This window comes from Ruegeria sp. HKCCD4315 (assembly GCF_013112245.1).
Taxonomy (GTDB): Bacteria; Pseudomonadota; Alphaproteobacteria; order Rhodobacterales; family Rhodobacteraceae; genus Ruegeria.
In genome coordinates, this window is sequence record NZ_WVRN01000001.1 from 3620878 (window position 1) to 3643868 (window position 22991).

22 protein-coding genes are annotated in these 22991 nt (G+C 56.2%); 6 read left to right on the plus strand and 16 right to left on the minus strand.

Going from position 1 to position 22991, the window contains the following annotated elements:
- Positions 1–5: 5 nt before the first annotated feature.
- Positions 6–986: a GTP-binding protein gene (locus GS646_RS17955; RefSeq protein WP_171648574.1), complete on the plus strand. Its 981-nt coding sequence runs from the start codon at positions 6–8 to the stop codon at positions 984–986.
- 354 nt (positions 987–1340) lie between these two features.
- Entirely contained in the window at positions 1341–2009 is a 669-nt protein-coding gene (locus GS646_RS17960) for a hypothetical protein (protein ID WP_171188095.1), read from the plus strand.
- 173 nt (positions 2010–2182) lie between these two features.
- Here GS646_RS17960 and GS646_RS17965 read toward each other — a convergent pair whose 3' ends face one another.
- The 14 genes from GS646_RS17965 to GS646_RS18030 all read right to left on the minus strand — a co-directional run bounded on the left by GS646_RS17965 (position 2183) and on the right by GS646_RS18030 (position 16494).
- On the minus strand, positions 2183–2851 hold the full coding sequence (locus tag GS646_RS17965; RefSeq protein ID WP_171188093.1) for a hypothetical protein: 669 nt from the start codon (positions 2849–2851) through the stop codon (positions 2183–2185).
- Between the two features lie 202 nt (positions 2852–3053).
- Positions 3054–3506: a carbon monoxide dehydrogenase subunit G gene (locus tag GS646_RS17970; protein ID WP_171188091.1), complete on the minus strand. Its 453-nt coding sequence runs from the start codon at positions 3504–3506 to the stop codon at positions 3054–3056.
- 103 nt (positions 3507–3609) lie between these two features.
- Positions 3610–4395, minus strand: a complete 786-nt coding sequence (locus tag GS646_RS17975) for an XdhC family protein (protein ID WP_171188088.1) — start codon at positions 4393–4395, stop codon at positions 3610–3612.
- Complete coding sequence (locus GS646_RS17980) at positions 4392–5579, minus strand: VWA domain-containing protein (protein ID WP_171188086.1); 1188 nt, start codon at positions 5577–5579, stop codon at positions 4392–4394. The genes GS646_RS17975 and GS646_RS17980 overlap by 4 nt, the downstream gene beginning before the upstream one ends.
- On the minus strand, positions 5576–6451 hold the full coding sequence (locus GS646_RS17985) for a MoxR family ATPase (protein WP_171648576.1): 876 nt from the start codon (positions 6449–6451) through the stop codon (positions 5576–5578). The genes GS646_RS17980 and GS646_RS17985 overlap by 4 nt, the downstream gene beginning before the upstream one ends.
- A gap of 59 nt (positions 6452–6510) precedes the next feature.
- Positions 6511–8937, minus strand: a complete 2427-nt coding sequence (locus tag GS646_RS17990) for an aerobic carbon-monoxide dehydrogenase large subunit (RefSeq protein WP_171188082.1) — start codon at positions 8935–8937, stop codon at positions 6511–6513.
- Positions 8934–9428 carry a (2Fe-2S)-binding protein gene (locus GS646_RS17995; protein WP_152457016.1) on the minus strand — a complete coding sequence of 165 codons (495 nt, stop codon included), beginning with the start codon at positions 9426–9428 and terminating at the stop codon, positions 8934–8936. Before GS646_RS17995 ends, GS646_RS17990 begins: the two co-directional genes overlap by 4 nt.
- A gap of 11 nt (positions 9429–9439) precedes the next feature.
- Positions 9440–10294 (minus strand): xanthine dehydrogenase family protein subunit M, encoded by an 855-nt coding sequence (locus tag GS646_RS18000; protein ID WP_171648578.1) that lies wholly within the window; start codon positions 10292–10294, stop codon positions 9440–9442.
- Between the two features lie 148 nt (positions 10295–10442).
- Positions 10443–11546, minus strand: coding sequence for an MHYT domain-containing protein (locus GS646_RS18005; protein ID WP_171188079.1), 1104 nt, complete (start codon positions 11544–11546; stop codon positions 10443–10445).
- Positions 11547–11819: 273 nt separating this feature from the next.
- The gene (locus GS646_RS18010) at positions 11820–12647 is read right to left on the minus strand and encodes an alpha/beta hydrolase (RefSeq protein ID WP_171648580.1); all 828 of its coding nucleotides are present in this window, start codon (positions 12645–12647) and stop codon (positions 11820–11822) included.
- A gap of 3 nt (positions 12648–12650) precedes the next feature.
- Positions 12651–13529 (minus strand): tryptophan 2,3-dioxygenase, encoded by an 879-nt coding sequence (locus tag GS646_RS18015; protein ID WP_171648582.1) that lies wholly within the window; start codon positions 13527–13529, stop codon positions 12651–12653.
- Between the two features lie 63 nt (positions 13530–13592).
- Complete coding sequence (tdh, locus tag GS646_RS18020; protein ID WP_171648608.1) at positions 13593–14621, minus strand: L-threonine 3-dehydrogenase; 1029 nt, start codon at positions 14619–14621, stop codon at positions 13593–13595.
- 14 nt (positions 14622–14635) lie between these two features.
- Positions 14636–15820, minus strand: a complete 1185-nt coding sequence (locus GS646_RS18025) for a glycine C-acetyltransferase (protein ID WP_171188073.1) — start codon at positions 15818–15820, stop codon at positions 14636–14638.
- Between the two features lie 110 nt (positions 15821–15930).
- Positions 15931–16494: a helix-turn-helix domain-containing protein gene (locus tag GS646_RS18030; protein WP_171648584.1), complete on the minus strand. Its 564-nt coding sequence runs from the start codon at positions 16492–16494 to the stop codon at positions 15931–15933.
- A 113-nt stretch (positions 16495–16607) separates the two neighbouring features.
- Here GS646_RS18030 and GS646_RS18035 point away from each other — a divergent pair, with 113 nt between their 5' ends.
- A complete protein-coding gene (locus GS646_RS18035; protein ID WP_171648586.1) occupies positions 16608–17783 on the plus strand; it encodes an acetyl-CoA C-acyltransferase family protein in 1176 nt (391 codons plus the stop codon).
- A gap of 98 nt (positions 17784–17881) precedes the next feature.
- Here GS646_RS18035 and ubiB read toward each other — a convergent pair whose 3' ends face one another.
- Both ubiB and ubiE read right to left on the minus strand, forming a co-directional pair.
- Positions 17882–19411: a 2-polyprenylphenol 6-hydroxylase gene (gene ubiB / locus GS646_RS18040; RefSeq protein WP_171648589.1), complete on the minus strand. Its 1530-nt coding sequence runs from the start codon at positions 19409–19411 to the stop codon at positions 17882–17884.
- On the minus strand, positions 19411–20163 hold the full coding sequence (ubiE, locus tag GS646_RS18045) for a bifunctional demethylmenaquinone methyltransferase/2-methoxy-6-polyprenyl-1,4-benzoquinol methylase UbiE (protein WP_171648591.1): 753 nt from the start codon (positions 20161–20163) through the stop codon (positions 19411–19413). Before ubiE ends, ubiB begins: the two co-directional genes overlap by 1 nt.
- 86 nt (positions 20164–20249) lie before the next feature.
- Between ubiE and mutM the strand changes: the two genes are divergently transcribed.
- From mutM to rpsT, 3 genes are all read left to right on the plus strand, one after another.
- Positions 20250–21101, plus strand: coding sequence for a bifunctional DNA-formamidopyrimidine glycosylase/DNA-(apurinic or apyrimidinic site) lyase (gene mutM / locus GS646_RS18050; RefSeq protein WP_171648593.1), 852 nt, complete (start codon positions 20250–20252; stop codon positions 21099–21101).
- A gap of 66 nt (positions 21102–21167) precedes the next feature.
- The gene (locus GS646_RS18055; protein WP_171188067.1) at positions 21168–21944 is read left to right on the plus strand and encodes an enoyl-CoA hydratase; all 777 of its coding nucleotides are present in this window, start codon (positions 21168–21170) and stop codon (positions 21942–21944) included.
- Positions 21945–22172: 228 nt separating this feature from the next.
- Complete coding sequence (rpsT, locus tag GS646_RS18060) at positions 22173–22436, plus strand: 30S ribosomal protein S20 (RefSeq protein ID WP_039541017.1); 264 nt, start codon at positions 22173–22175, stop codon at positions 22434–22436.
- Positions 22437–22991: the final 555 nt, after the last annotated feature.

A 22991-nucleotide genomic window follows, 5' to 3' on the forward strand; every position in this document is an offset into this window, starting at 1 on the left:
GAACAATGATTGAATTTGGTTCGACTTCTGCGATCCCCGTAACGATCCTTACCGGCTTTCTCGGCGCCGGTAAGACAACACTTTTGAACCGCATCCTGACAGGCAATCACGGGTTGCGGGTTGCAGTTCTGGTGAATGACTTTGGATCAATAAACGTTGACGCTGACTTGGTGGTTGGCCTCGAAGAGGACGTGATGAGTTTGGCAAATGGTTGCGTTTGCTGCTCGATCCGAGATGACCTGATCGAAACGGTAGAGGCCGTTCTCGCCCGACCTGAGAAACCGGAATATATCGTTCTTGAAGCAAGCGGCGTGTCGGACCCATCGTCAATCGCGATGACGTTTACGGATCAACGGTTCCGGGACATGATCCGTTTGGACAGCCTCATGTGTCTTGTCGACGCGGAACAACTATTTGCCGCGCCGGAACAAATGGAGTTGAAACTCCGACAAATTGCATTTTCGGACATGGTAATTCTGAACAAGGTTGATCTTGTCGACAGGGCCACAGTTCAGAAGGTGCACGATTGGCTGGGGTCTCGTTTCCGCCGATATCGATTGGTCGAAGCTGTCAATGCGGACGTCCCACTGGACATACTTCTTTCTGTTGGTCGCTTTGCCGCCGAACAGCTCGAAACAGAAATACCTGATCATCATGAGCATGGGCCAGATTGCGGTTGTCACCACTCTGATCACTCAGACAGCTTTTCAACAACCATGATGAAAGCTGACCGACCAATAAGCCTATCCTCTCTTCGTACCGCTATTCGGAAACTTCCCGGAGATGTCTATCGTCTCAAGGGTTTTGTCTTCAGTGAGGAGGATCCGGATCATCGCATTCTTGTACAGGTTGTCGGAAAACGCATGGACATCGCAAGGGATGGCGCATGGGGCCACCGAAAACCCGAAACAAGGCTTGTTGCAATAGGTGCACCAGGAGCCCTTTCGGAATACGAGCTTTCCGAAGCGTTGTTGGAACCTGCGTAGCGGCAAGTTCGACCAAATGTGTTTGCGTGTGTTATTTTAATTCCAACACGCAGCAGCTCGAAAGTCCGCGGCGCCGGAGACCAAACGAGGAGAATAACCTTATTGCTGAAGAAGTTTAGGAATTGGATTCAAGCGATCACACTGCTTGCACCTGCCACTACGTTTGTGTTGTCAGGTACGACTGTGTGCGCGCAGGACGTCTCGAGTCGAGAACTTGCAGATACAACCCCAAACCTCGGATTGCCGAGTTCAGCCGGAGGACAAGATGCCGAGTTGCTTTCTGGTTTCCATGGGCTCGAGGCGTTGCCCCGAGTGGCAAATTTCATTTGCAGAGGTTCCAGGGGCAAACACGGGATGCCTGTCATTTTTTCTACCCAGGTAGATCTGGAAACTCTGCAGGCAGGTGACTTCAGAGTTGAAACAAAGTCAGGCCAGATCGGAGTAATGCACTGCGCGTCAGTGTTGCCTGCTACCGATCCCGGTGAATTGCGCACGGTGCTTCTCATAGGGGATTTTGGGAACCTTCCCGACGATCCCCCCATCGAAGTCGAAGTTATTGGACACCTTCATTCCATCGACGGGACACTTGATTTTCGAGGTGCTACAGTAGCCGTAACTCCGCTGGAAGACGGGCCCTCAATGATCTTTGCCGAGGTTGTTGAGGATTGGACTTTGGTCGGAAACTTGGGGCCACGCCGAACCAGAGGAAGCCTTTGTCCAAGTGACAACACTGTTCAGGCCATTCGGGTAACTTGGGCGGGTGGGGTCACGCTGGCCAACGGCAAGGAACCTGGCGATTTGGAACGTGATCTGTACAGTATCCTCGTAGAGGCCGAAGATGGATCTCAGCGCATTGTGACGCCCGCAGCGCTTGCTGATCTGGGCGACGGAGACAATAACCACATGCTCTGCCTCGATACAAAGGATCGACCTATATCAGTGTCTTTTCCGGCTGGTATTCTGACGGATCCAAATGACGATCTGAACCCTGAAACCAGCTTGTTTATAACAAAACCCAATTAAGAAACTCCTTTGATTTTGCTGCAATGAATACTTAGTCGAAAACACTCGATCGGACCGATTGTAGGCACTTCATTGTTGTACGCCAATAAATGGGCCTAATCGCAGCCTGCCGCTACATGCTCAGCCAAACGACCCTAAAAATCGGCATGCTGTGGTACAATTCGCGATAAGCATCAACAGACTAACCCTTTTGCAAGCCCGCGCGACTGCCTGACACAATCAGCAACCATCGATGGATGTGTCAACGGGCAAAGGTAAGGCCATTCGAGGCGTTGTTCGGCGTAAATGGCATCTTGCTCAACGTTCAGGTAACGATAGCTATTATTCGCAACTTCACCGCCGTATTTATACAAAAGCACGCCATAGCTAAAGCCATCGAGGTCACTTAGGTCGATGCCATTGCCTATATAGGATGCTTGAATTTCCATAAGTTCGATCCGCGTTTCAAACACCCGTTTACATGCACCAGAGTATTCATTCTGGAAAACAACAGATACCAACCAACAAGCACCGCAAAGTAAGGCAATTGTCAGAAAATATGGGCTCCATCGCTTGAACAGTCTTCTTGCTTCGCGCAATGAACCATCAATTGAGAAATAACGGCGTTCGGACAGAAATTCTGTACTAACCGCGTCGGTCTTTATTGGCTGGGCTGAGATAGAGGCTTTCTTTTGGGGCATTGCGGAAGCAACTACGACCAGCACAAAAACCAGCACGGTTTCAATAATCCATGCAAACAGCAAGGCGGGTATCCAGCCAAGCGAAACACCAAGAAAAAATCCAAACTGAGAAATGGCGTAAATCCAGCCGGCTAAGAAGATTAAGGTCCGGATGATTGTCATAGGACGTCCCAATAGACATAAAACAAATGTCGATCAAAATAGGTCCGCGTGGGCCAGTATCACTCTGCGGCATCCAGCCAATCTTCGATCAGCTTTTCGTTTATGGAGGTTAGGCGCGACAAAGGGCGCAGCTTTCCGTTGATATGGCAAAGAGAAGGGTCATGCGGTTTCCTCCATCTCTTCGCCCAGATAAACGTGAGGGTCAAGCAACAGGTTCTTCCGACATGACGTCTGCAAAGGATTTGAAGAACTTGGCCGCAAGTTTCTTGGCTGTACTCTGAATAAGACGGCTTCCAAGTTGCGCCAACTTACCGCCGATCACGGCTTTGGCTTCGTAGCGCAGAATGGTCTGAGAGCCATTTTCGGTCAGAGTTACGTCAGCGCCGCCTTTTGCATGGCCAGCTGCGCCACCATTGCCTTGGCCTTCCAGCGAAAATGTCTCTGGCGCGCCGTCGGTTTTAAGGACCACATCTCCGCTGAATTTCGCTTTCACGGGTCCAACTTTAAGAACAACTTTGGCTTCAAGTTCCGTTTCAGACTTCTTGATCAGCTCTTCGCACCCGGGGATACAGCGTTTCAGTATCTCGGGGTCGTTCAACGCTGCATAAACCACGTCGCGCGGGGCATCGATGAGAATTTCGTCAGCCAGTTCCATGGCGGTTCCTTCCTTTGTTCAGCAACAGGGGTATTTGATCTTTGCAAGCACCTCAGCCTGCTCACTAGAGGGCTTGAAGATACGAGTTAAGATTTTGTAAAGTTTACGCATTTGGATCTCTTTCTGCGGAATTCCTGCGCACGGTGACCAGTTCCGCCAGAATGGAGAGCGCGATTTCTTCTGGCGTGACAGCACCAATGTCCAAACCGGCTGGGGCTGAGACGGTCGCAAGTGTGATCTCGGGCACACCGGCTTCAGAGAGCTTTTTAGACAGGGCAGCGAACTTCTTCTTGCTGCCGACAAAGGCGACATAGTTTGCATCGTACGCAAGCGCGTCGCGCAAGGCGTCCAGATCGCCCTGCCCTTGCGTCGCAACGACGACCGCGCTCATCTTTCCAAGTGCACTCTTTCCATCAAGGGCACGCGTGATCGACCAGTGAAAATGTGGTGCGATTTGTGCCAAAGCCTCTGCGACCGGCGAGTTCCCAAGTACTGTTAACTCTGGCATCGGAAGACAAGGCTCAATGAAGATGTCGATGGTACCACGAGAGGGACAACCGTTGCGCGCATAGAGTACGCCCTCCATCATTGCTCCGGCACTGACGCCGATATCGTTTAAAAAATCTTCCGGCGCGACCGACACAAGTTTAGGTGCGCCGGTTTCGAGAGCCTCCAAGGTGGCTCGCCTCACAGCGCCACGGGTGCAGCCGCCGCCAAGAAACCCATGCAAGATAGTGCCATCCGCACCTATGATTGCCTTTGCGCCGGGTTTAGCTGCAGTGGTTCCCGCAGTGCGCACGATTGTGGCAAAGGCAAAAGGTTGTTCCTTGGCGCGCAGGGACAGGGCTGTTTCTGCCAGGTCTGAAGAAAACAACTCAGCGGGGGTCATAGCGATACCAGCTCCTTCTCCAACGCGGCGAGGTCCGCCAAAGTGCTGGCTGCATAAAAGCGGTCCAAATGAGGCAATGCGGCTTTCATGCCCGCAGCGACGGGCGCATAGTCGCGCCAGCCTTTGAGAGGGTTCAGCCAAAGAATGCGGCAGCCGCGTTTGCGCAACTTGGTCAACGCGGCGTCGATGTGGTCAGGGGAAGAGGTGTCATAGCCGTCCGAAAGAATCATCACGACCGAACGACCATCGACGAACCGACGCGCATATGTAGCCGCGAAACGGTCCAGGCTTTCCCCGATTTTGGAGCCTCCGCCGAACCCATCCGCCATCAAGGACATCCGTCCGATGGCGCGCATGGCGTCCTTATCGCGTAAAGCTTCGGTTATCCGCACGAGGCGTGTGTGAAACAGGTACGCGTCGGCGGTTGGATCTCCGCGCATCAGGCCGGCCAAAAAGGCCAGGAACACTTGCGCATATACGGTCATAGAGCCGGAAACATCGCATAGGGCTACGATTTTGCGGCTACGATCAGGGCGTTTGCGCTTAATGAGTCGGATGGGTTCGCCCCCTGTTGCCAGGCTGCGCCGGATTGTTTTGCGGAAATGCAGGCGGTCCCCTTTACGGGCAGCGATGCGACGGCGGGAGCGGCGGTCGCGCAGCGCTTGTCCGAGGCGGCGGGCAACCTCTTCGGCCTCGGAAATCTCTTCCGCCCGTACCAGCTCACGTAGGTCGCGCCGGGACAGGTTTCGCATCTCGGTGGCGATCAGCTTGCCGTCGCCATTGCTTTCCGCATCACCTTCACCTCCGTCCGGCGCTGTCGCATCGCCAGCGCCTCCAACGTCTTCTCCTTTGGCATCTCGTGACGAATGTACGCTGTCGTCGCCCTTGGTAGGGGCCGATATTTTCGGCATGACCTTTGTTCGCACGCGACCAGCATCCATCCAGAAACTGTCGAACAGCAAATCAAACCTCTGCGCGTCGTCCTTGCATCCCGTGCAGACCGCCTTGAGGGCGCATCTCGCCTCTGAGGGGTTGGCTGCCTCAACATGGGTCAAGGCCGCCAGAGCCGCTTCGGTTTCCTGCACGCCAAGGCGCAGGCCATTCTCTCGCAAATGGGCCAGGAACCCCGCCATACGCGCTGTGGCGCCGGGATCTCGGCCAGCAAAGCGGGTTACGCGGGTCATGCGGCCTTCCCCGCAATGCGTTGTGCCACTTCGGTGGTGATATGTGCGCGATCGCCCTGAGTTTTTAAAAGTGTCGTGAGTGTGGCTTGGAGGGCTGCCGGGTTTTCCGTTAGATCGGCAATCCCTAACCCCATAAGAGCGGCGGCAAAATCCAGTGTCTCCGCGATTCCGGGCACTTTCTCCAGCTCTTCCTTGCGCAACGCCTGGACGAACCCGATCACCTGATCGGCCAGCAGCGCTTCAATCCCAGCACAACGGGCCTTCAGGATCGCGAGTTCCGTCGTCCTGTCAGGATAATCGACATAAGCGAAAAGGCAGCGGCGCCTTAGCGCGTCCGACAAGTCGCGGGTGCCATTCGAGGTTAGTATAACTGTTGGCACGGTGGTGGCTTTGATGGTGCCAAGTTCTGGCACCGTGATTTGGTAATCGGCTAGGATCTCGAGCAGGAAGGCTTCGAACTCTTCGTCTGCGCGGTCAATTTCATCGATCAGCAAAACTGGAGAAACGTCTTGCGTGATCGCCGACAGCAAGGGGCGTTCCAACAAATACTCGCGCGAGAATATCCGATCCTCGACCGCCTTGCCGGTCTCGCCTGCTTCAGAGGACGCACGGATCGCCAGGAGTTGCCGTTGGTAATTCCACTCATAGATTGCCTGAGAGGCGTCCAAACCTTCATAACATTGCAGACGGATCAATTGCGTGTTCTGAGCCGCGGCCAGTACTCGGGAAACCTCGGTTTTTCCCACGCCCGCTGCACCTTCCAGCAGTAGAGGACGGTGCAATGACAAAGCCAAATGCAGCGACACCGCCAGATCGTCTGAGGCGACGTAGTTATGTTCTACAAGTGCAGATTGGAGATCGGTCCAGGTCATCAGAGCCTCAAGTGGTTTAAAAGGCGCGCGCCGCCATCCCTGCTGCGCGCGCCAGAAGCTTAGCCGTGAAGGCCCAGTTCGTTTGCTGTCTTCCAGATCCGCCAGTGATCGTGCGGCATATGGGTGTGACGCAGGCCGAAAGCACGGAAGGCGTCATTCACCGCGTTGGAGAAACAGGGCACGCCGCCCACATGGGGGCTTTCGCCGACACCCTTGGCACCTATTGGGTGGTGCGGGCTGGGGGTAACCGTGTGATCGGTCTCGTAATTCGGCACTTCCCATGCGGTCGGCAGGAAGAAGTCCATCAGCGTGCCAGTCTTGACGTTGCCCATTTCGTCATAGGCGATCTCTTGCCCCAGAGCGACGGCCAGCGCCTCGGTCAGACCACCGTGCACCTGGCCCTCGATGATCATCGGATTTATGCGGGTGCCACAGTCATCCAGCGCATAGAAGCGGCGAATGTCGGTCACACCGGTGTCCACATCGATGTCCATCACGCAGACATAGGCGCCAAAGGGATAGGTCATGTTCGGCGGGTCATAGTAGCTGACCGCTTCCAGCCCCGGCTCGATGCCCGGAATGGCCTGATTGTAGGCGGCAAAGGCGATTTCCTTCATCGTCTTAAACTTTTCAGGCGCGCCTTTAACCACGAAACGATCCACGTCGAATTCAACATCATCGTCGTGCACTTCCAGCAGGTAGGCCGCGATCATCTGAGCCTTTGCGCGGATCTTGCGCCCAGCCATCGCGGTCGCGGCACCGGCTACCGGCGTCGAGCGCGAGCCGTATGTTCCAAGACCGTAGGGCGCAGTATCCGTATCACCTTCTTCGATGGTAATACTGTCTGCCGGCAGACCGATCTCGGTTGCGAGGATCTGCGCAAAGGTCGTGGCATGGCCCTGGCCTTGCGAGATGGTGCCAAGGCGTGCGATCGCTGAGCCGGTCGGGTGGATGCGGATTTCACAACTGTCGAACATGCCGAGGCCGAGGATATCGCAATTTTTGACGGGTCCAGCGCCGACGATTTCGGTGAAATGCGTCAGGCCAATGCCCATCAGCTTTCGGGTTTTGCCCGCCTTGAAGTCCTCGACCCGTTGAGCTTGTTCTGCACGCAGCCCTTCGTAGTCGACAGCCTTTAGCGCCTTATCCCAAGCAGTGTGATAGTCGCCCGAGTCATATTCCCACCCAAGCGCGGACTGATAGGGGAACTGATCTTTCTTGATGAAGTTGATCCGGCGTAGTTCGGCCGCGTCCATGTCCAGCTCTATCGCTAGAACCTCGATCATGCGTTCGATGAAATAGGCGGCTTCGGTTACACGGAAGGAGCAGCGATAGCTGACCCCGCCCGGCGCCTTGTTGGTGTAGACGCCGTCCACTGCCAAATACGCGGTCGGGATGTCGTAAGACCCGGTGCAGATGTTCATAAACCCAGCCGGGAACTTGGTCGGGTCGGCACAGGCGTCAAAACCGCCGTGGTCTGCTGTCGTGTGGCACCAAAGACCTGTGATCTTACCCTCTTTGGTGGCGCTGATCTTACCTTTCATCCAGTAGTCACGGGCAAAGGCGGTGGTCATTAGGTTTTCCATACGGTCCTCGACCCATTTCACCGGAACGCCGGTGACAATCGATGCCACGACCGAGCACACATAGCCGGGGTAAGCCCCAACCTTATTGCCAAAGCCGCCGCCAATGTCGGGCGAGATCACGCGGATGTTGTGCTCTTCAATGCCCGAGATCAGGCTAACCACGGTGCGGATAGCGTGAGGCGCCTGGAACGTGCCATGCAGCGTGAGCTTGCCGTTGACCTTATCCATTGAGGCCACGCAGCCACAGGTTTCGAGCGGGCATGGGTGCGTGCGATGGTAATACACCATCTCTTCAGCGACCACGTCTGCCTCCCCCATTACCTGCTCGGTCGCGTCCTTCTCGCCGACTTCCCAGGTAAAGATGTGGTTAGGGTGTTTACGGGGGCCGTGGGCCCCATCTGGAATCGCTCCACCTTCGCCCATCAGGTCTTCGCGAAGAACCACGTCGGATTCCAAGGCTGCGTAGGGATCGGTCAAAACGGGGAGTTCTTCATACTCAACTTCGACCAGCTCCACTGCATCGGCTGCAATGTAACGGTCCTTTGCCACCACAAATGCCACTTCCTGACCTTGGAAAAGCACTTTGCCGTCAGCCAGAACCATCTGTTTGTCGCCAGCCAGCGTCGGCATCCAGTGCAGACCAAGAGGGGCGAGGTCTTCGGCCGTCAGTACAGCAATAACGCCGTCCAGCGCCAATGCGGCCTCGGCATTGATCGAAACGATTTTGGCGTGGGCATAGGGCGAACGCACGAAATCACCATGCAGCATGCCGGGCAGTTTGATGTCGTCGACATAATTGCCTTTGCCTTGGGTAAACCTGGCATCTTCAACGCGCTTGCGTTTGCAACCCATTCCTCCTAGCGCGTCGGCGCGTTCTTCGCGGGTCAGTTCCTTGTTCATTGTGCCGCCTCCTTCGCAGAGTTCATCTCGGCCGCGGCAGCGAGGATAGATTTGACGATGTTCTGATACCCGGTACAGCGGCAGAGGTTACCCGCCATGCCAAAGCGCACCTCTTCCTCGGTTGGGTTCGGGTTTTCTTCCAAAAGCTTGGATGCGCGGGTGATCATACCCGGTGTGCAGAAGCCGCATTGAAGACCGTGGTGTTCTTTGAACGCTTCCTGCAACACGTGCAGGCTGTCAGGGTTACCAAGCCCTTCGATAGTGGTGATTTCGGCACCGTCAGCTTGCGCTACAAACACGGTACAGGACTTTACCGATTTGCCGTTCATGGTCACGGTGCAAGCGCCGCAATGCGAGGTCTCACAGCCAATGTGCGGACCGGTCTTGCGCAGCCTTTCGCGCAGGGTGTGGATAAGCAGTTCGCGCGGTTCAGCCAGGAACTCTTGCTCCTCACCATTCACGGTAAGAGTGAAATGTTTCTTCTTTGACATGATCTCTCTCCTCAGGCTCTGGCCCAGGCGTTTTCGATCGCACGGCGCAGGATAATCGCCGCTGCGTGACGTTTGAATTCGATGGGACCGCGGTTGTCCTGTGTTGGATCGATGTCGTCCAACATGGCGTCCACGGCCGCTTTGATTGCCGCATCATCCACAGACGTGCCGACAAGGGCAGCACCAGCTTTTTCAGAATGAACTGGTGTATCGCTCAGATTGGTCATCGCGATGGAAGCCGAGGTGCAAGCCACACCTTCCTTAGTCAAAAGGACCGCAGCAGCCGCGGTGGCGTAGTCGCCGATTTTGCGCTTTTGCTTTTCATAGGCGTACCCGCCCTTTGGCGCATCGAACTCCACCGCTGTCAGGATCTCTTCATCCTCACGGTCAGTCATATAAGCCGCTTCGTAGAAATCGCGGGCCGCGACTTTGCGTTCACCGTCCGGGCCGACCAAGGTGAAGGTCGCGTCCAGGCACTGCATCAAGCCCGGCATGTCATTGCCCGGGTCGCCGTTGGCAACATTGCCGCCAACCGTGCCCATGTAGCGCACTTGCGGGTCAGCGATCTGCAATGAGGCCTCGCGCATGATCGGAGCTACTGCCGCCAATTGAGCGTTGTCGATGATATCGTGTTGCGTTGTCATCGCGCCAATGCGGACGCTATCCCCCTCAATGGATATGCCGCTCAAACCCTCCAAATCCTGCAAGTCGATCAGATGTGGCACTTCGGCCATGCGGAGCTTCATCATGGGTATCAGACTGTGCCCCCCTGCGAGCACGCGTGCGTCATCTCCATGCTCCACTAAAACGGACAGAGCATCCGCCAAATCCTTTGGTCTATAGTATTCAAAGGCAGCTGGAATCATTGCCTCTCCTCCCTGCAGCAACTGTTCTGGCTGCTAGAGAAGCTCGCGCGCGGTGGGGTGTTTGACCCGAGAAAACACTTTGTTTTCGCTAATTTTGCACGAAATGCGCCTCAGGACGCACGAGTTGCGCCGCCGGGGATACCGAACGTTACCCGAAGGCGGTCAGTGCTGCTTTCAGGTTCGATCGACTGACCGGTACCGGGGGAAGATCGGCTTCACCAAAGGTGCATTGTCCCTTGTCTTTGGTCCGTTCAAACCGCGAGACCTTTTTGGGGTTCACGATATAGCTGCGGTGCACGCGCAAGAAACCAGTTGGCTCCAACCGTTTAACCGCTTCAGTGATCGGCCAGACGCAAAAGTACTTTTCCGTTCGGGTGTAGACCTGCGTGTAGTGACCATCCGCCCTGACAAATACAACGTCCGGCGCGGCGATAAAGACTTTGCCTCCGTCTCTTTCACAAGGGATACGAATGGGCGAGGTCTGGTCTGGTGAAGGCTCATCGTGGGCGACGTCCATCGTCGAGATCTTTGTAGCTTGCGTAGGCACAAGATAAGTTGTGCCGACCCACAAGAATGCGCCGAAGATTATAAAACTTGATAGGATCACTCCAACGGCCATGACTTCGTTGCTGATGACGGGCCCAAACTCTCGGATGTTTTGCAAGGCCACAAAATTGGTTCCCGCCATGGCCAGGAAATGCACTGAAAAGACGGCTACGCCGAAACACAGTGTGCCGATCGCGATGGTCCTGTTGGAACGCTCATTATACGCAATGCCGATAGCGAGAATGCAAAGGACAATAGCCAATACCGACGACCCGAGCACACCTTGCAGGGTATAAACGGGCTTGCAAAGCTGCATGCCAGCCATTCCGACATAGTGCATCGCCAAGATGCCCGCGCCTACGATTGCTCCGGCGGCAATGATGATCCCCCTGGAACGCTCAGTGAAATGCAAAAGCACAAGTGCCAGGGCGACCATAAGGATCGCAATAAGCGCGGATGCGAGCGTGATTGCTGCGTCATAGTAAAACAGGATGGGCAGCTTTAGGCCAAGCATAGCTACGAAGTGCATCGACCAAATACCGCCACCCAAAGCAATGGCACCCAACGCGATGGCCAACCTGCGTTGTGAAAGCGACTTTTCGGACAAATCTCTCGTCAAAGACAATCCCGTAGCACCTGCAACAAGCGCCACAACGAACGATGTAACCACCAACCAAGGGTTATGTCCGAAGTCCAGAAATTCCATAGGCTGGACAATGCCGCAGCAGGTTTCTTATTTCAATATTTGCCTATGCCTTGTGACGGCTCATCTGGCAGGAACAACGCCCAGGCGCCCCTTGCCATCCAGGGCACGCGTCTATCGATTTTTTTGGTCGTTGGGCAGGGTCGCAACGGTATAAGCTGTCGACACCTGTGGGCTCTGAGCCGACATCCCCATCTCTGGCAAAACCTCGGTGCTTGTTTGTCAACTTGGACTTCGGCGAAAGGGGCAAATCTGGTCGACGTCCGATATCCTTGACTATCGAGCCTCGGGCAAAAACGTCCCCGGATGCATGATGATGTCGAAATGCTGCATCCCTTTCTTCAAATCGAAACTGACCGAATGCCCGGCCTTGCGCAGCAGTTCCGCATAATCCCGGCTCTGGCGGATGAACTCGGGTGTGTCCCTTTCCGCCACTGTCACGTGATAGCGCGGGCCGGGGGGCGGCAGGTGGCGGATGGGCGACAGGTCGTTCACCTCGACCGGGGTCAGTTGCAGCGGGTCATTGATCGGCGTCTGGCTGATCGGTTCCAGATCATAAACGCCGCTGATCAGGATCACGTCGCGCACGCGCAAACCCGCGCGGGCAAGGTCGTTGGCTGAACTGGCCATGACCATACTTGCCAATTGCGCCCCGGCGCTGTGCCCGGACAACGTGATCCGCGATGGGTCAAAACCCAGATCAGACGCATTGGTTGCCAGCCAGAGCAATGCGTCGCGGCATTCTTCGACCATCTCTCCGACCCGCGCATCTGGTGCGAGTGTGTAGTTCAGGGTCGCAAACGACTGTTCAGCCTCGATCAGCGCAGGTGCCATCATCGCCGAATCGCGTTGGCTGAGGGCTTGCCAATAGCCCCCGTGAATAAAGACATGCAGCGGCGCACCGGCCCCTTTTGCGGGAAAGAAATCCAGAACCTGAGCGGTTGCATCACCGTAAGAGATGTTCCCGATCACCTCCATCTGCGCGCGGTGTTGTGCGCTGAGCGCGGCGTAGCTGTCCAGATAGGGTGTGAGGTCTCCGCCGATCATTGAAGAGGGGGAATACTCCTGATCCAACTCGGCCTGTGTGAACCCCCGATACAGCATTGCTTACTCCTGATCCGCATACATCAATTCGGTTCGTACATCGTAGAGATCATGGAAAAAGCGCAGATCCAAGGCTTTGCGTAAAAACGACACGCCACTGGAACCGCCGGTACCGGGTTGATTGCCGATCACCCTCTCGACCGCCGTGACGTGATCAAAGCGCCAACGCTGGAACAGGGATTCCACATCCATCAGCTTTTCAGCCAGTGCGTAGAGATCCCAATATGTACCAGCGTCCTGAAACACCTGCACCCAGATCTTCACCACACGCGGGTCGCCGGAATAGGGCTGTGCAAAATCGCGCTCTAGCAGGTCTTGGGGCACATTGAACCCTTGGCGGGCCAGCATGAACAGAACTTCGTCGTAAAGGGACGGTTTGGTCAGGGCATCATTCAGCATCCCCATCACTTCGGGATCATGCTCATGTACTTTCAGGGTTGCTGCGTCCTTGTTTCCAAGAATGAATTCGATCTGACGGTAGCCATAGCTTTGAAACCCAGAGGAACTGCCCAACGCCTGTCGAAAGGTCATGTAATCGGCAGGCGTCATGGTCAGCAGCGTTTCCCAAGCCGAAATCAACTGGCGCTGGATTGCTTTGACCCTGTCGAGGTTCTTCATCGCCGGGCCAAATTCGTCTCGTTGCAGGTAATGACGCACCTCAACCAGTTGGTGGTGCATCAGTTTTAACCACAGCTCGCTGACCTGATGGATGATGATGAACAGCATCTCATCGGGTTGCGCAGGGTCCTGAAAGGTCTTTTGCAGATTCAGCAGGGTCTTAAGCTGCAGAAAATCGCCATAGCTCTTGCGATGGGTCTGCGCGAAATCGGTAACGAGTGACTCCTCGATCCCGCGTTCCAGATACCTGTCCTTGTCGCCCATGTGCCCCTCCAAACGCTTTTGTTTCACCCTGTTTAGGGGGTGACGTGGCGCAGGGCCAGAGTCTCATGTCCAGTCCAGAACCACTTTGCCCGACCGACCAGATTTCATTGCGGCAAAACCCTCAGCGAAATCATCGACTTTCATTTGGTGTGTGATGACGCGGCTGACATCCAGACCGTTCTGCAACATGGCGATCATCTTGTACCATGTTTCGAACATTTCACGCCCATAAACGCCTTTGATGGTGATCGCCTTGAAGACGATACGAGACCAATCGACCGGAGATTTTCCCGGTGGAATTCCAAGCAAGGCGATCTTACCGCCCATGACCAATGCCTCAACCATCTGGTCCAGCGCAGCCTGAGACCCAGACATTTCGAGACCCACGTCAAAGCCTTCTTTCATGCCAAGGTCCTTGATGACGTCCTGCAGGTCTTCGTTGGACACATCAACCGTGCGCAGCGTCGGCACCACATGCCCGGCCAGTTTCAGGCGGTCTGGGTTGATATCGGTGATCACGACATGGCGTGCGCCGGCGTGGCGCGCAACGGCGGCGGCCATGATGCCGATCGGGCCCGCGCCGGTGATCAGCACGTCCTCTCCCAGCAGATCGAAACTCAGCGCGGTGTGCACCGCGTTGCCGAGCGGGTCAAGGATCGCTCCGATTTCATCCGGAACGTCATCCGGCAAGGGCACCACATTGAAAGCAGGTAGCTTGAGATACTGCGCGAAAGCACCCTGTTCGTTAACGCCAATGCCCCGAGTGCCGGGGTCGAGGTGGAACTTGCCCGCGCGGCTCTGGCGGCTGTCGGTGGTGATCAGATGCCCCTCTCCGGAACACCGCTGACCGATCTCAAGCCCCGTCACGTTGCGCCCGATCTCGACGATCTCACCGGCGAATTCGTGGCCGGTGATCATCGGAACCGGCACAGTGGCAGAGGCCCATTCATCCCAGTTCCAGATATGAATATCGGTCCCGCAGATACCGGTTTTGTTGATTTTGATCAGCACCTCTTCCGGCCCGATCTCGGGCACCGAGGCCTGCACCATCCACAGGCCTTCTTCGGGTTTGGATTTTTCCAGTGCCTTCATGGTGTTGGGGTGCATCAGATCACCCCCAGTTCTTTGCCGACTTTGCCAAAGGCGGTCAGCGCGCGATCCAATTCATCCTTGGTCAGAGCCGCATTCATTTGGGTTCTGATCCGCGCTTGTCCGCGTGGAACAACCGGGAAGAAGAAACCCGAGACATAGACACCCTCATCAAACAGCTTTGACGCCATGTCCTGCGCCAGCGTCGCTTCGCCCAACATCACCGGGATGATCGGGTGTTCGCCGGGCAGCAGGTCGAACCCCAGTTTCTCCAATCCGGCACGCCAGTATTTGGCGTTTCCGAACAGCTGAGCACGCAGCATGTCGCCTTCTTCTACAAGACGGATCGCCTCAAGCCCTGCGGCGACGATCGAGGGCGGCAGCGAATTTGAGAACAGATAGGGCCGCGCCCGCTGCCGCAGCAGGTCGATCACTGGCTGCGGCCCGGCGATGTAACCGCCGATTGCCCCCCCAAGTGCCTTGCCCAAAGTTCCTGTTAGAATGTCGACATCAACACCGAAATGATCCGGCGTGCCCGCACCGTTCGGCCCCATGAAGCCGGTGGCGTGGCAATCATCAACCATGACAATGGCGTCATACTTGTCCGCCAGTTCGCGAATCTTCGGCAGGTTGGCCAGATAGCCATCCATCGAGAACACGCCATCCGTTGCGATCATGATGTGTCGCGCCCCGTCCTCGCGTGCCTGTTTCAGCCAGGCTTCGAGGTCGTTCATGTCATTGTTCAAATAGCGATAGCGCTTTGCCTTGCACAGCCGCACCCCATCGATGATCGAGGCGTGATTCAAACTGTCTGAGATAATCGCGTCCTCGGGGCCGAGCAGCGGTTCGAACAAACCGCCGTTCGCATCAAAACAGGCAGCAAACAGGATCGCATCGTCCTTGTTCAGGAACTTGGCCAGCTTCTGCTCCAGTTCGCGATGAATGTCTTGCGTGCCGCAGATGAACCGGACCGACGCCATGCCGAAGCCTTTTGGGCCCATTGCGTTCGTTGCGGCGTCGATCAGCGCGGGGTGATCGGCCAGACCCAGGTAGTTATTGGCACACAGGTTGATCACCTGCTTGCCGCCCACGGATATCTCACCGCCCTGAGGCGAGGTGATCATTCGTTCGCGCTTGTACAAACCTTCGGATTCGATTTGCGCGAGTGTGTCCGTGATGTGGGACAAGAATGCATCTGCCATGGCGACCTCCGTTCAACTGAGTCGCACATCTAACATAGCGGATGAATTTCCCAAATAGGGGAATTACAATATGAAGGAAAAAAATCCGTGAAGGCGGAAAATCGCCAGTATCAGGCGTTCTTTACGATCAAAAAGACCCGCGCGGGTCCTTTGGCGGTAATGGAATGCACAATATCAGCGGCATAGCGGGCGGTGTCCCCTTGGCTGAGATCCGAGATAGCGCTGCCCGATGTGACCCGGACCGAACCTTCCAGAACTGTCAGCTGTTCACGCGCTCCGCGGGCATGGGGCTGGCTGTTCAAAGCCCCATCTTTGTCGAACTCAATATCGTAAACCTCGTGACCTCCGGCTTCTTCTGGTGGGGACAGAATGCGAATCCGGCAGTTCTGCCCCATATTATCGATACTGGGGACCTCAGAGCTTCGCAGAACCTCGATCTGGTCACTGGCTTTTGCACCTTCCAACAGACCGGCAAAATCCACCTGCAAGGCGCGGGTCAAATTCCACAGGGTCGAGATCGTCGGGCTGCTTTCGCCGCGCTCAATCTGGCTGACCATGGACCGGGAAACGCCGCTGAGGTTGGCAACCGCCTCAAGCGACAGTCCTTTTGCCCGGCGTGCCTCTTTCAGGCGAGCAGGCAGGAGGTTCAGGATATCGTCTGTGTTTTCCGTCATGACGGAATCCATGCGTGTTGCGCAACGTAATGTCAATTCCGGGCGTGACAGTGAGTCTAATTTGAAGATCATGCTGCAAGTGCATAATGCGCGCGGGTTTTGGAGGAGAAAATATGACTGACGTAGTGATTCTGGATGGTGCGCGTACCGCCATCGGCACATTTGGTGGCGCTTTGGCCTCGACGGCTCCGATTGATCTGGCCACTGTTGCCACCGAAGCAGCCCTTGAACGTTCGGGAGTTGAAGGCGCGCAGATCGGCAGCGTTGTCTTTGGTCATGTCATCAACACCGAACCACGCGACATGTATTTATCACGCGTGGCTGCGATGCAGGCGGGTATCCCCAACGGTACGCCGGCCATGAATGTGAACCGTCTGTGCGGGTCCGGGGCTCAGGCCATTGTATCCGCCGTGCAGTCCCTGATGCTTGGCGATGCGGAATTTGCTGTGGCGGGCGGTGCCGAGAGCATGTCGCGCAGCCCTTACATCGTGCCTCAGGCGCGGTGGGGCGCTAAGATGGGTGATGTTACCTCGCTCGATATGATGCTGGGCGCACTGAATTGCCCGTTTGGCACAGGGCATATGGGTGTCACGGCCGAAAACGTGGCCGACGAACATCAGATCAGCCGTGAGCAGATGGACGAGTTTGCCATGACCAGCCAGACCCGTGCGGCTGCTGCGATTGAGGGGGGATTTTTCGAAAGCCAGATCGCTCCGGTGCAGGTCAAGGTCAAACGCGACATGGTCGATTTCCAGGTCGATGAACACCCCAAAGCGACTACAGCCGAGGCGCTGGCCGGGTTGAGGCCAGTGTTCAAGAAAGACGGGCGCGTCACGGCCGGGAATGCCTCGGGCATCAATGACGGCGCGGCTGCGATGGTCCTGGCAACGGCGGACGCGGCAGAAAAAGCCGGTTTGAAACCGAAAGCACGCGTGATCGGCTATGCCCATGCTGGTGTGCGACCCGAAGTTATGGGTATTGGCCCGGTCCCGGCAGTGCAAAACCTGTTCAAGAAGACCGGTTTGTCGGCAGGTGATTTCGATGTGATCGAAAGCAACGAAGCTTTTGCCGCACAGGCACTGGCCGTCAATCAGGAGCTGGGTCTGGATGCGGCCAAGGTAAACCCCAACGGCGGTGCCATTGCGCTGGGCCATCCGGTTGGCGCGACCGGCGCGATCATCACCCTGAAGGCGCTGTACGAGTTGGAGCGTACGGGTGGGTCAAAAGCGTTGATCACCATGTGTATTGGCGGTGGTCAGGGGATTGCCCTTGCCATCGAGCGGCTCTGAACGACAACGGAGCAGGGGGGGGTGTCTGCCCCCCATTGCGCTCTTGGCGCAATTCCCCCCGAAGGTATTTTTAGCCAGATGAAGCAGGCGGGTTTGAATTAGCCCAGCACCACGGCAATCAGCGTTGCGGCTATTCCAAAGAGCGCACCAATCGTGGCAGGTAGGGCATATGCACCAAAGCCGTTACTCTTTTTGTCGTCTTTTTGGGTTTGCGCGATCAGTGCGTTTTCAACAAGCGCTGGCAGGCGCGGGCCGAAACGGGCGAGCACCATTGCGGTTTTCCCAAAATCCCTCAGAGCGGCGCGAGGGCCGATAGATCGCTTGATGTAGTCTTCGACTACAGGGCGGGCGACCTCCCAGATGTTCATGTGGTCGTCGAGTGAACGCGCGACACCTTCGACCACCACCATGGTGCGTTGCAGCAGGATCAGCTCGGTTCTTGTTTCCATGCCAAAGCGCTCAGTCACCTCGAATAGGTAATTCAGCAGGCGGCCCATCGAGATATGTGAAGCATCCATGCCGAAGATGGGTTCGCCAACTGCACGCAGGGCGCGGGCGAATTCATCTACGTCCTGGTTTGCGGGGACATATCCTGCTTCGAAATGTACCTCGGCCACGCGCTTGTAGTCGCGGCGGATAAAGCCAAAGAGGATCTCGGCATAGACCCGGCGGGTGTATTCGTCGATATGGCCCATGATGCCATAGTCATAGGCGATGATATCGCCATTGGCGGCGACCTTCAGGTTGCCCTGGTGCATGTCGGCATGGAAATAGCCGTCGCGCAGGGCGTGCAGCAGGAACAGGCGTAGCACACGTTCGGCCAGATCGCGGCGGTTGTGTCCTGCTGCGTCAAGGGCTGCGTTATCGCCCAGCGGGATACCGTCGGCCCAGCTGAGTGTCATCACGCGACGCGCAGACAGCGACCAAACCACGGGCGGCAACCAGAACCCGGCGTCGTCCCTAGTGTTGGCGGCGTATTCCGATGCGGCAGAACTTTCCAGCCGCAGATCGAGTTCGCCACGGACAACGCCATCGAAATGTTCGATCACCTCCATTGGGCGCAATCGGCGCGCGCCGGGGGCGAAAAGCTGTACGATACGGGCCGCGAAATAGAAAGCGTCTACATCCTTGCGGAACGCGCGTTCGATATTGGGGCGCAGGACTTTGACGGCTACATCCTCTCCAGTGCTGACCAGTTTGGCTTTATGGACCTGCGCGATAGATGCGGCGGCAATGGGCTCGCTGAAATCGCTAAAGATCTCGGCAACAGGCTGGCCCAGTTCCTTTTCCACCTCGGCCATGGCTTCGGATTTGGAAAAGGGGGGCAGTTTGTCCTGAAGCACGCGCAGCTGCTCGGCCAATTCGTTGCCGACAACATCAGGGCGGGTAGATAGTACCTGACCAAACTTGATGTAGGCCGGGCCAAGCGCCGTCAGAGCACGCGTGGCGGGTGGCATATCGGGATCACCCTTGTAACCCAGCCATTGGAACGGCTTGCCCAGCGCATGGGCAACAAACCGCAGCGACCGCGGGGCCTCAAAAGCGTCCAGCACCACATTCATGGCACCGGTGCGCTCCAAAGTGGCGCCTGTGCGGATCAGGCGGATGATGTTGTGAGGACCGCGCATCAGATCTTCCAGCCGGAATGCAGCGCGGCGATGCCCATGCTCAGGTTTCGATACTTGGCGTTTTCGAACCCGGCGGTACGGACCATGTTCAGGAACGTCTCTTGATCGGGGAACTTGCGGATCGATTCCACCAGATACTGATAGCTGTCATAATCATTGGCGATCAGCTTGCCCATGCGTGGGATGACGTTGAAGCTGTAGAGATCGTAAAGCTTTTGCAGCCCGTCATTGGGCAACTGGCTGAATTCCAGCACCATCAGGCGGCCGCCGGGTTTCAGCACGCGGAACGCTTCGTTCAGCGCTTCTTGCGGGCGGGTCACGTTCCGGATGCCGAACGAGATTGTATAGACGTCAAAGGTGTTGTCTTCGAACGGCAGGGCCATGGCGTCGCCGACCACCCAGTTCAGGCTATCCGCCATCTGGTCGGCCTCGGCGCGTTGGCGGCCTTCGACCAGCATCGGTTCGGTCAGATCCAGAACGGTGGCGTGACCATGGCCTGCGCGTTTGAGGAAGCGGAACGAGATGTCGCCCGTGCCGCCTGCGACGTCCAGAAGACGTTGGCCGGGGCGTGGCGCCAGCCAGTCCATCATCGCATCCTTCCAGACCCGGTGGATGCCCATCGACATGACATCGTTCATCACGTCATATTTCGAGGCGACCGAGTTGAACACGCCCTGCACGCGTCCGGCCTTGTCAGCCTCGCGTACGGTTTCGAACCCGAAATGAGTGGTCTTGTCGCTTTTGTCGGACATTTGCCTTGCCGTTTGTCGAATTTCGCCTCTGTTATAGGGCCATAAGAGGCGGGCACAATGCGGCCCTTTGGATTAGGAGCCGTGTAATGCCCGAATTGCCCGAGGTCGAGACAGTAAGACGCGGCCTGAGTCCTGCTATGGAAGGGGTGGTGATAGAACGGGCCGATGTGAACCGCCCCGATCTGCGCTGGCCCTTCCCAGATCGAATGGCAGAACGGTTGACCGGGCAGCGGGTTGAGCGGTTGCGGCGGCGGTCGAAGTACATTCTGGCAGATCTCAGCAGCGGTGAGACATTGCTAATCCATCTGGGTATGTCCGGGCGGATGACGGTTTCGGGTGATCCGCTGGGTCAGTTCGTGCATACGCATCCGATGCCGGAGAAACACGATCATGTCGTGTTCCACATGGCCAACGGCGCGCGCATCACTTTCAATGATCCGCGCCGGTTCGGAGCGATGGATCTGTTGCCGACGGCCAAGGCAGATGACCACAAGCTGCTGTCGGTTCTGGGGCCAGAGCCCCTGGGCAATGACTTCCACGAACACCATCTGATCGAGGCCTTCAAAGGCAGGAACACTCCGGTCAAATCCGCACTTCTGGATCAGGGAATCGTTGCCGGATTGGGCAATATCTATGTCTGCGAGGCGCTTTATCGCGGCAAGGTGTCGCCACGTCGCAAAGCCGGGCAGATTTCTGCATCACGTGTTGCCGCATTGGTTCCGATCATCCGGAAAGTGTTGCAGGACGCCATAGAAGCGGGCGGTTCTTCCTTGCGAGATTTCCGCCAAGCCGATGGAGAGCTTGGATATTTTCAACACAGCTTTGATGTCTATGGACGCGAGGGTGAGCCTTGTCGGACCGAGGGCTGTGGTGCCAAAATTAAGAGAATCACTCAATCGGGACGCTCATCCTTCTATTGTGCGCAATGCCAAAGATAGCTTGATCCAGAGAATTCGCGTGATAAGGAATCATACCTGAACGGAACAACCGGAAGCTTTCAACTCATGGCTTTTGAGACGATCATCGTCGAAATCGAAGACCACGTCGCCCTCATCAAACTCGACAGACCGGATGCGATGAACGCATTGAACTCCCAATTGGTGGGAGAGCTTTGCGATGCGCTGGAAGAAGCAGATCGTAATGACAAGGTTCGGTGCATCGTGCTCACCGGGTCCGACAAAGCATTTGCCGCAGGCGCGGACATCAAGGAAATGTCCGAGATGAGCTTTGTCGATGTCTTGAGCGCAGATCTGTTTGCTTCGGTAAACGACCGCGTCTCGGCCATTCGCAAACCGATCATAGCGGCCGTGGCGGGGTATGCTCTGGGCGGTGGCTGTGAAGTGGCCATGATGTGTGACTTCATTATTGCTGCAGATACAGCCAAGTTTGGGCAGCCCGAGATCAATCTGGGTGTTGTCGCAGGTATTGGCGGAACACAGCGCCTGACGCGCTTTGTTGGCAAGTCCAAGGCGATGGATATGAACCTCACCGGTCGGTTCATGGATGCAGAAGAGGCAGAGCGTGCCGGTCTTGTTAGCCGTGTCGTTCCAGCCAAAAAACTGATCGAAGAAGCCATGGGTGCAGCGCAGAAGATTGCGGAAAAATCCTTGCTGACAGCTGGGGCCGTCAAGGAGGCTGTGAACCGCAGCTATGAACTGCCGTTGAGCGAAGGGCTTTTGTTTGAGCGTCGTGTCTTCCATTCGATGTTTGCAACCGAAGACCAGAAAGAGGGCATGGCTGCATTCCTCGAAAAGCGCGCGGCGCAATTTCGCGACAAGTAAAACCTTCCAGATCAAGTTCGAAGGCGGGCCATGTGTCCGCCTTTTTGTTTTCATTTTGGTGGGTCTGAGAATCGGCTTGGCAAACCTGAAAAACTTGGATACATACCGCCGCCATACATGCGCGTGCGGCCCGCTTGGCCCGACTCACACTCGTGATTTCTGATCCGGTGCGGATACGTCCGTGGCGCGCAAACCAAGATAACCGTACCGAACGAAGGTCAGAGACACATGGCAAATTCGCCCCAGGCAAAGAAACGCGCACGTCAGAACGAAAAGCGTTTCGCAGTAAACAAAGCGCGTCGTTCGCGCATCCGCACCTATCTGCGTAAAGTCGAAGAAGCGATTGCTTCTGGTGACAAGGACGCAGCAACTGCCGCTCTGCGCGCTGCTCAGCCCGAGCTGATGCGCGGCGTCACCAAAGGTGTTTTCCACAAGAACACAGCAGCTCGCAAAATGTCGCGTCTGTCGGCCCGCGTCAAAGCGCTGGGCTAAGGCTGCAAATTGACCAATGGTCATGTCAGCAAGGCTGATCTAAATTTAAGGCGTCGCTTCGAGCGGCGCCTTTTTTCGTGTTGCCGGAAAACCGCGCCTTCACAAAACTGAGAGATTCTTTCGGCCAAAGAACCGAGTCAACATCAGAGTTTCGTTGCCGCGCCCCGCTTGGAGTTGTTACCACTGTTATCAGCGATTCACTCGCTTGGGGGGACAGGCTGTTTCTTTGGTCGAACTGACGGGCATCAGATCGATTTGAGGAAATGGGCGACGACTGGCTGATGCCAGGCTGCCGATCTGTCGTGAAACCCGGGTGCAACCCGGTCTTCTCGGCCCTGTCTAAAAAATTGAGAGTGCTACGTGCAACCCGGTTTTCCGGACGCTCACCTATTTTCGGGTGTTCTGCGGGACATGTGTGCATTCGAAAGACATCCCGCCAAACCGGGCAGGTTTTGGCGCAGGGATACCTTTGCGTGCGTGAATGCATAACCGGGCAACCGGATTCGTATGAATAAGGCCGACAGGCCAATAAGAATGGGATGCGTGAGGCGCTGA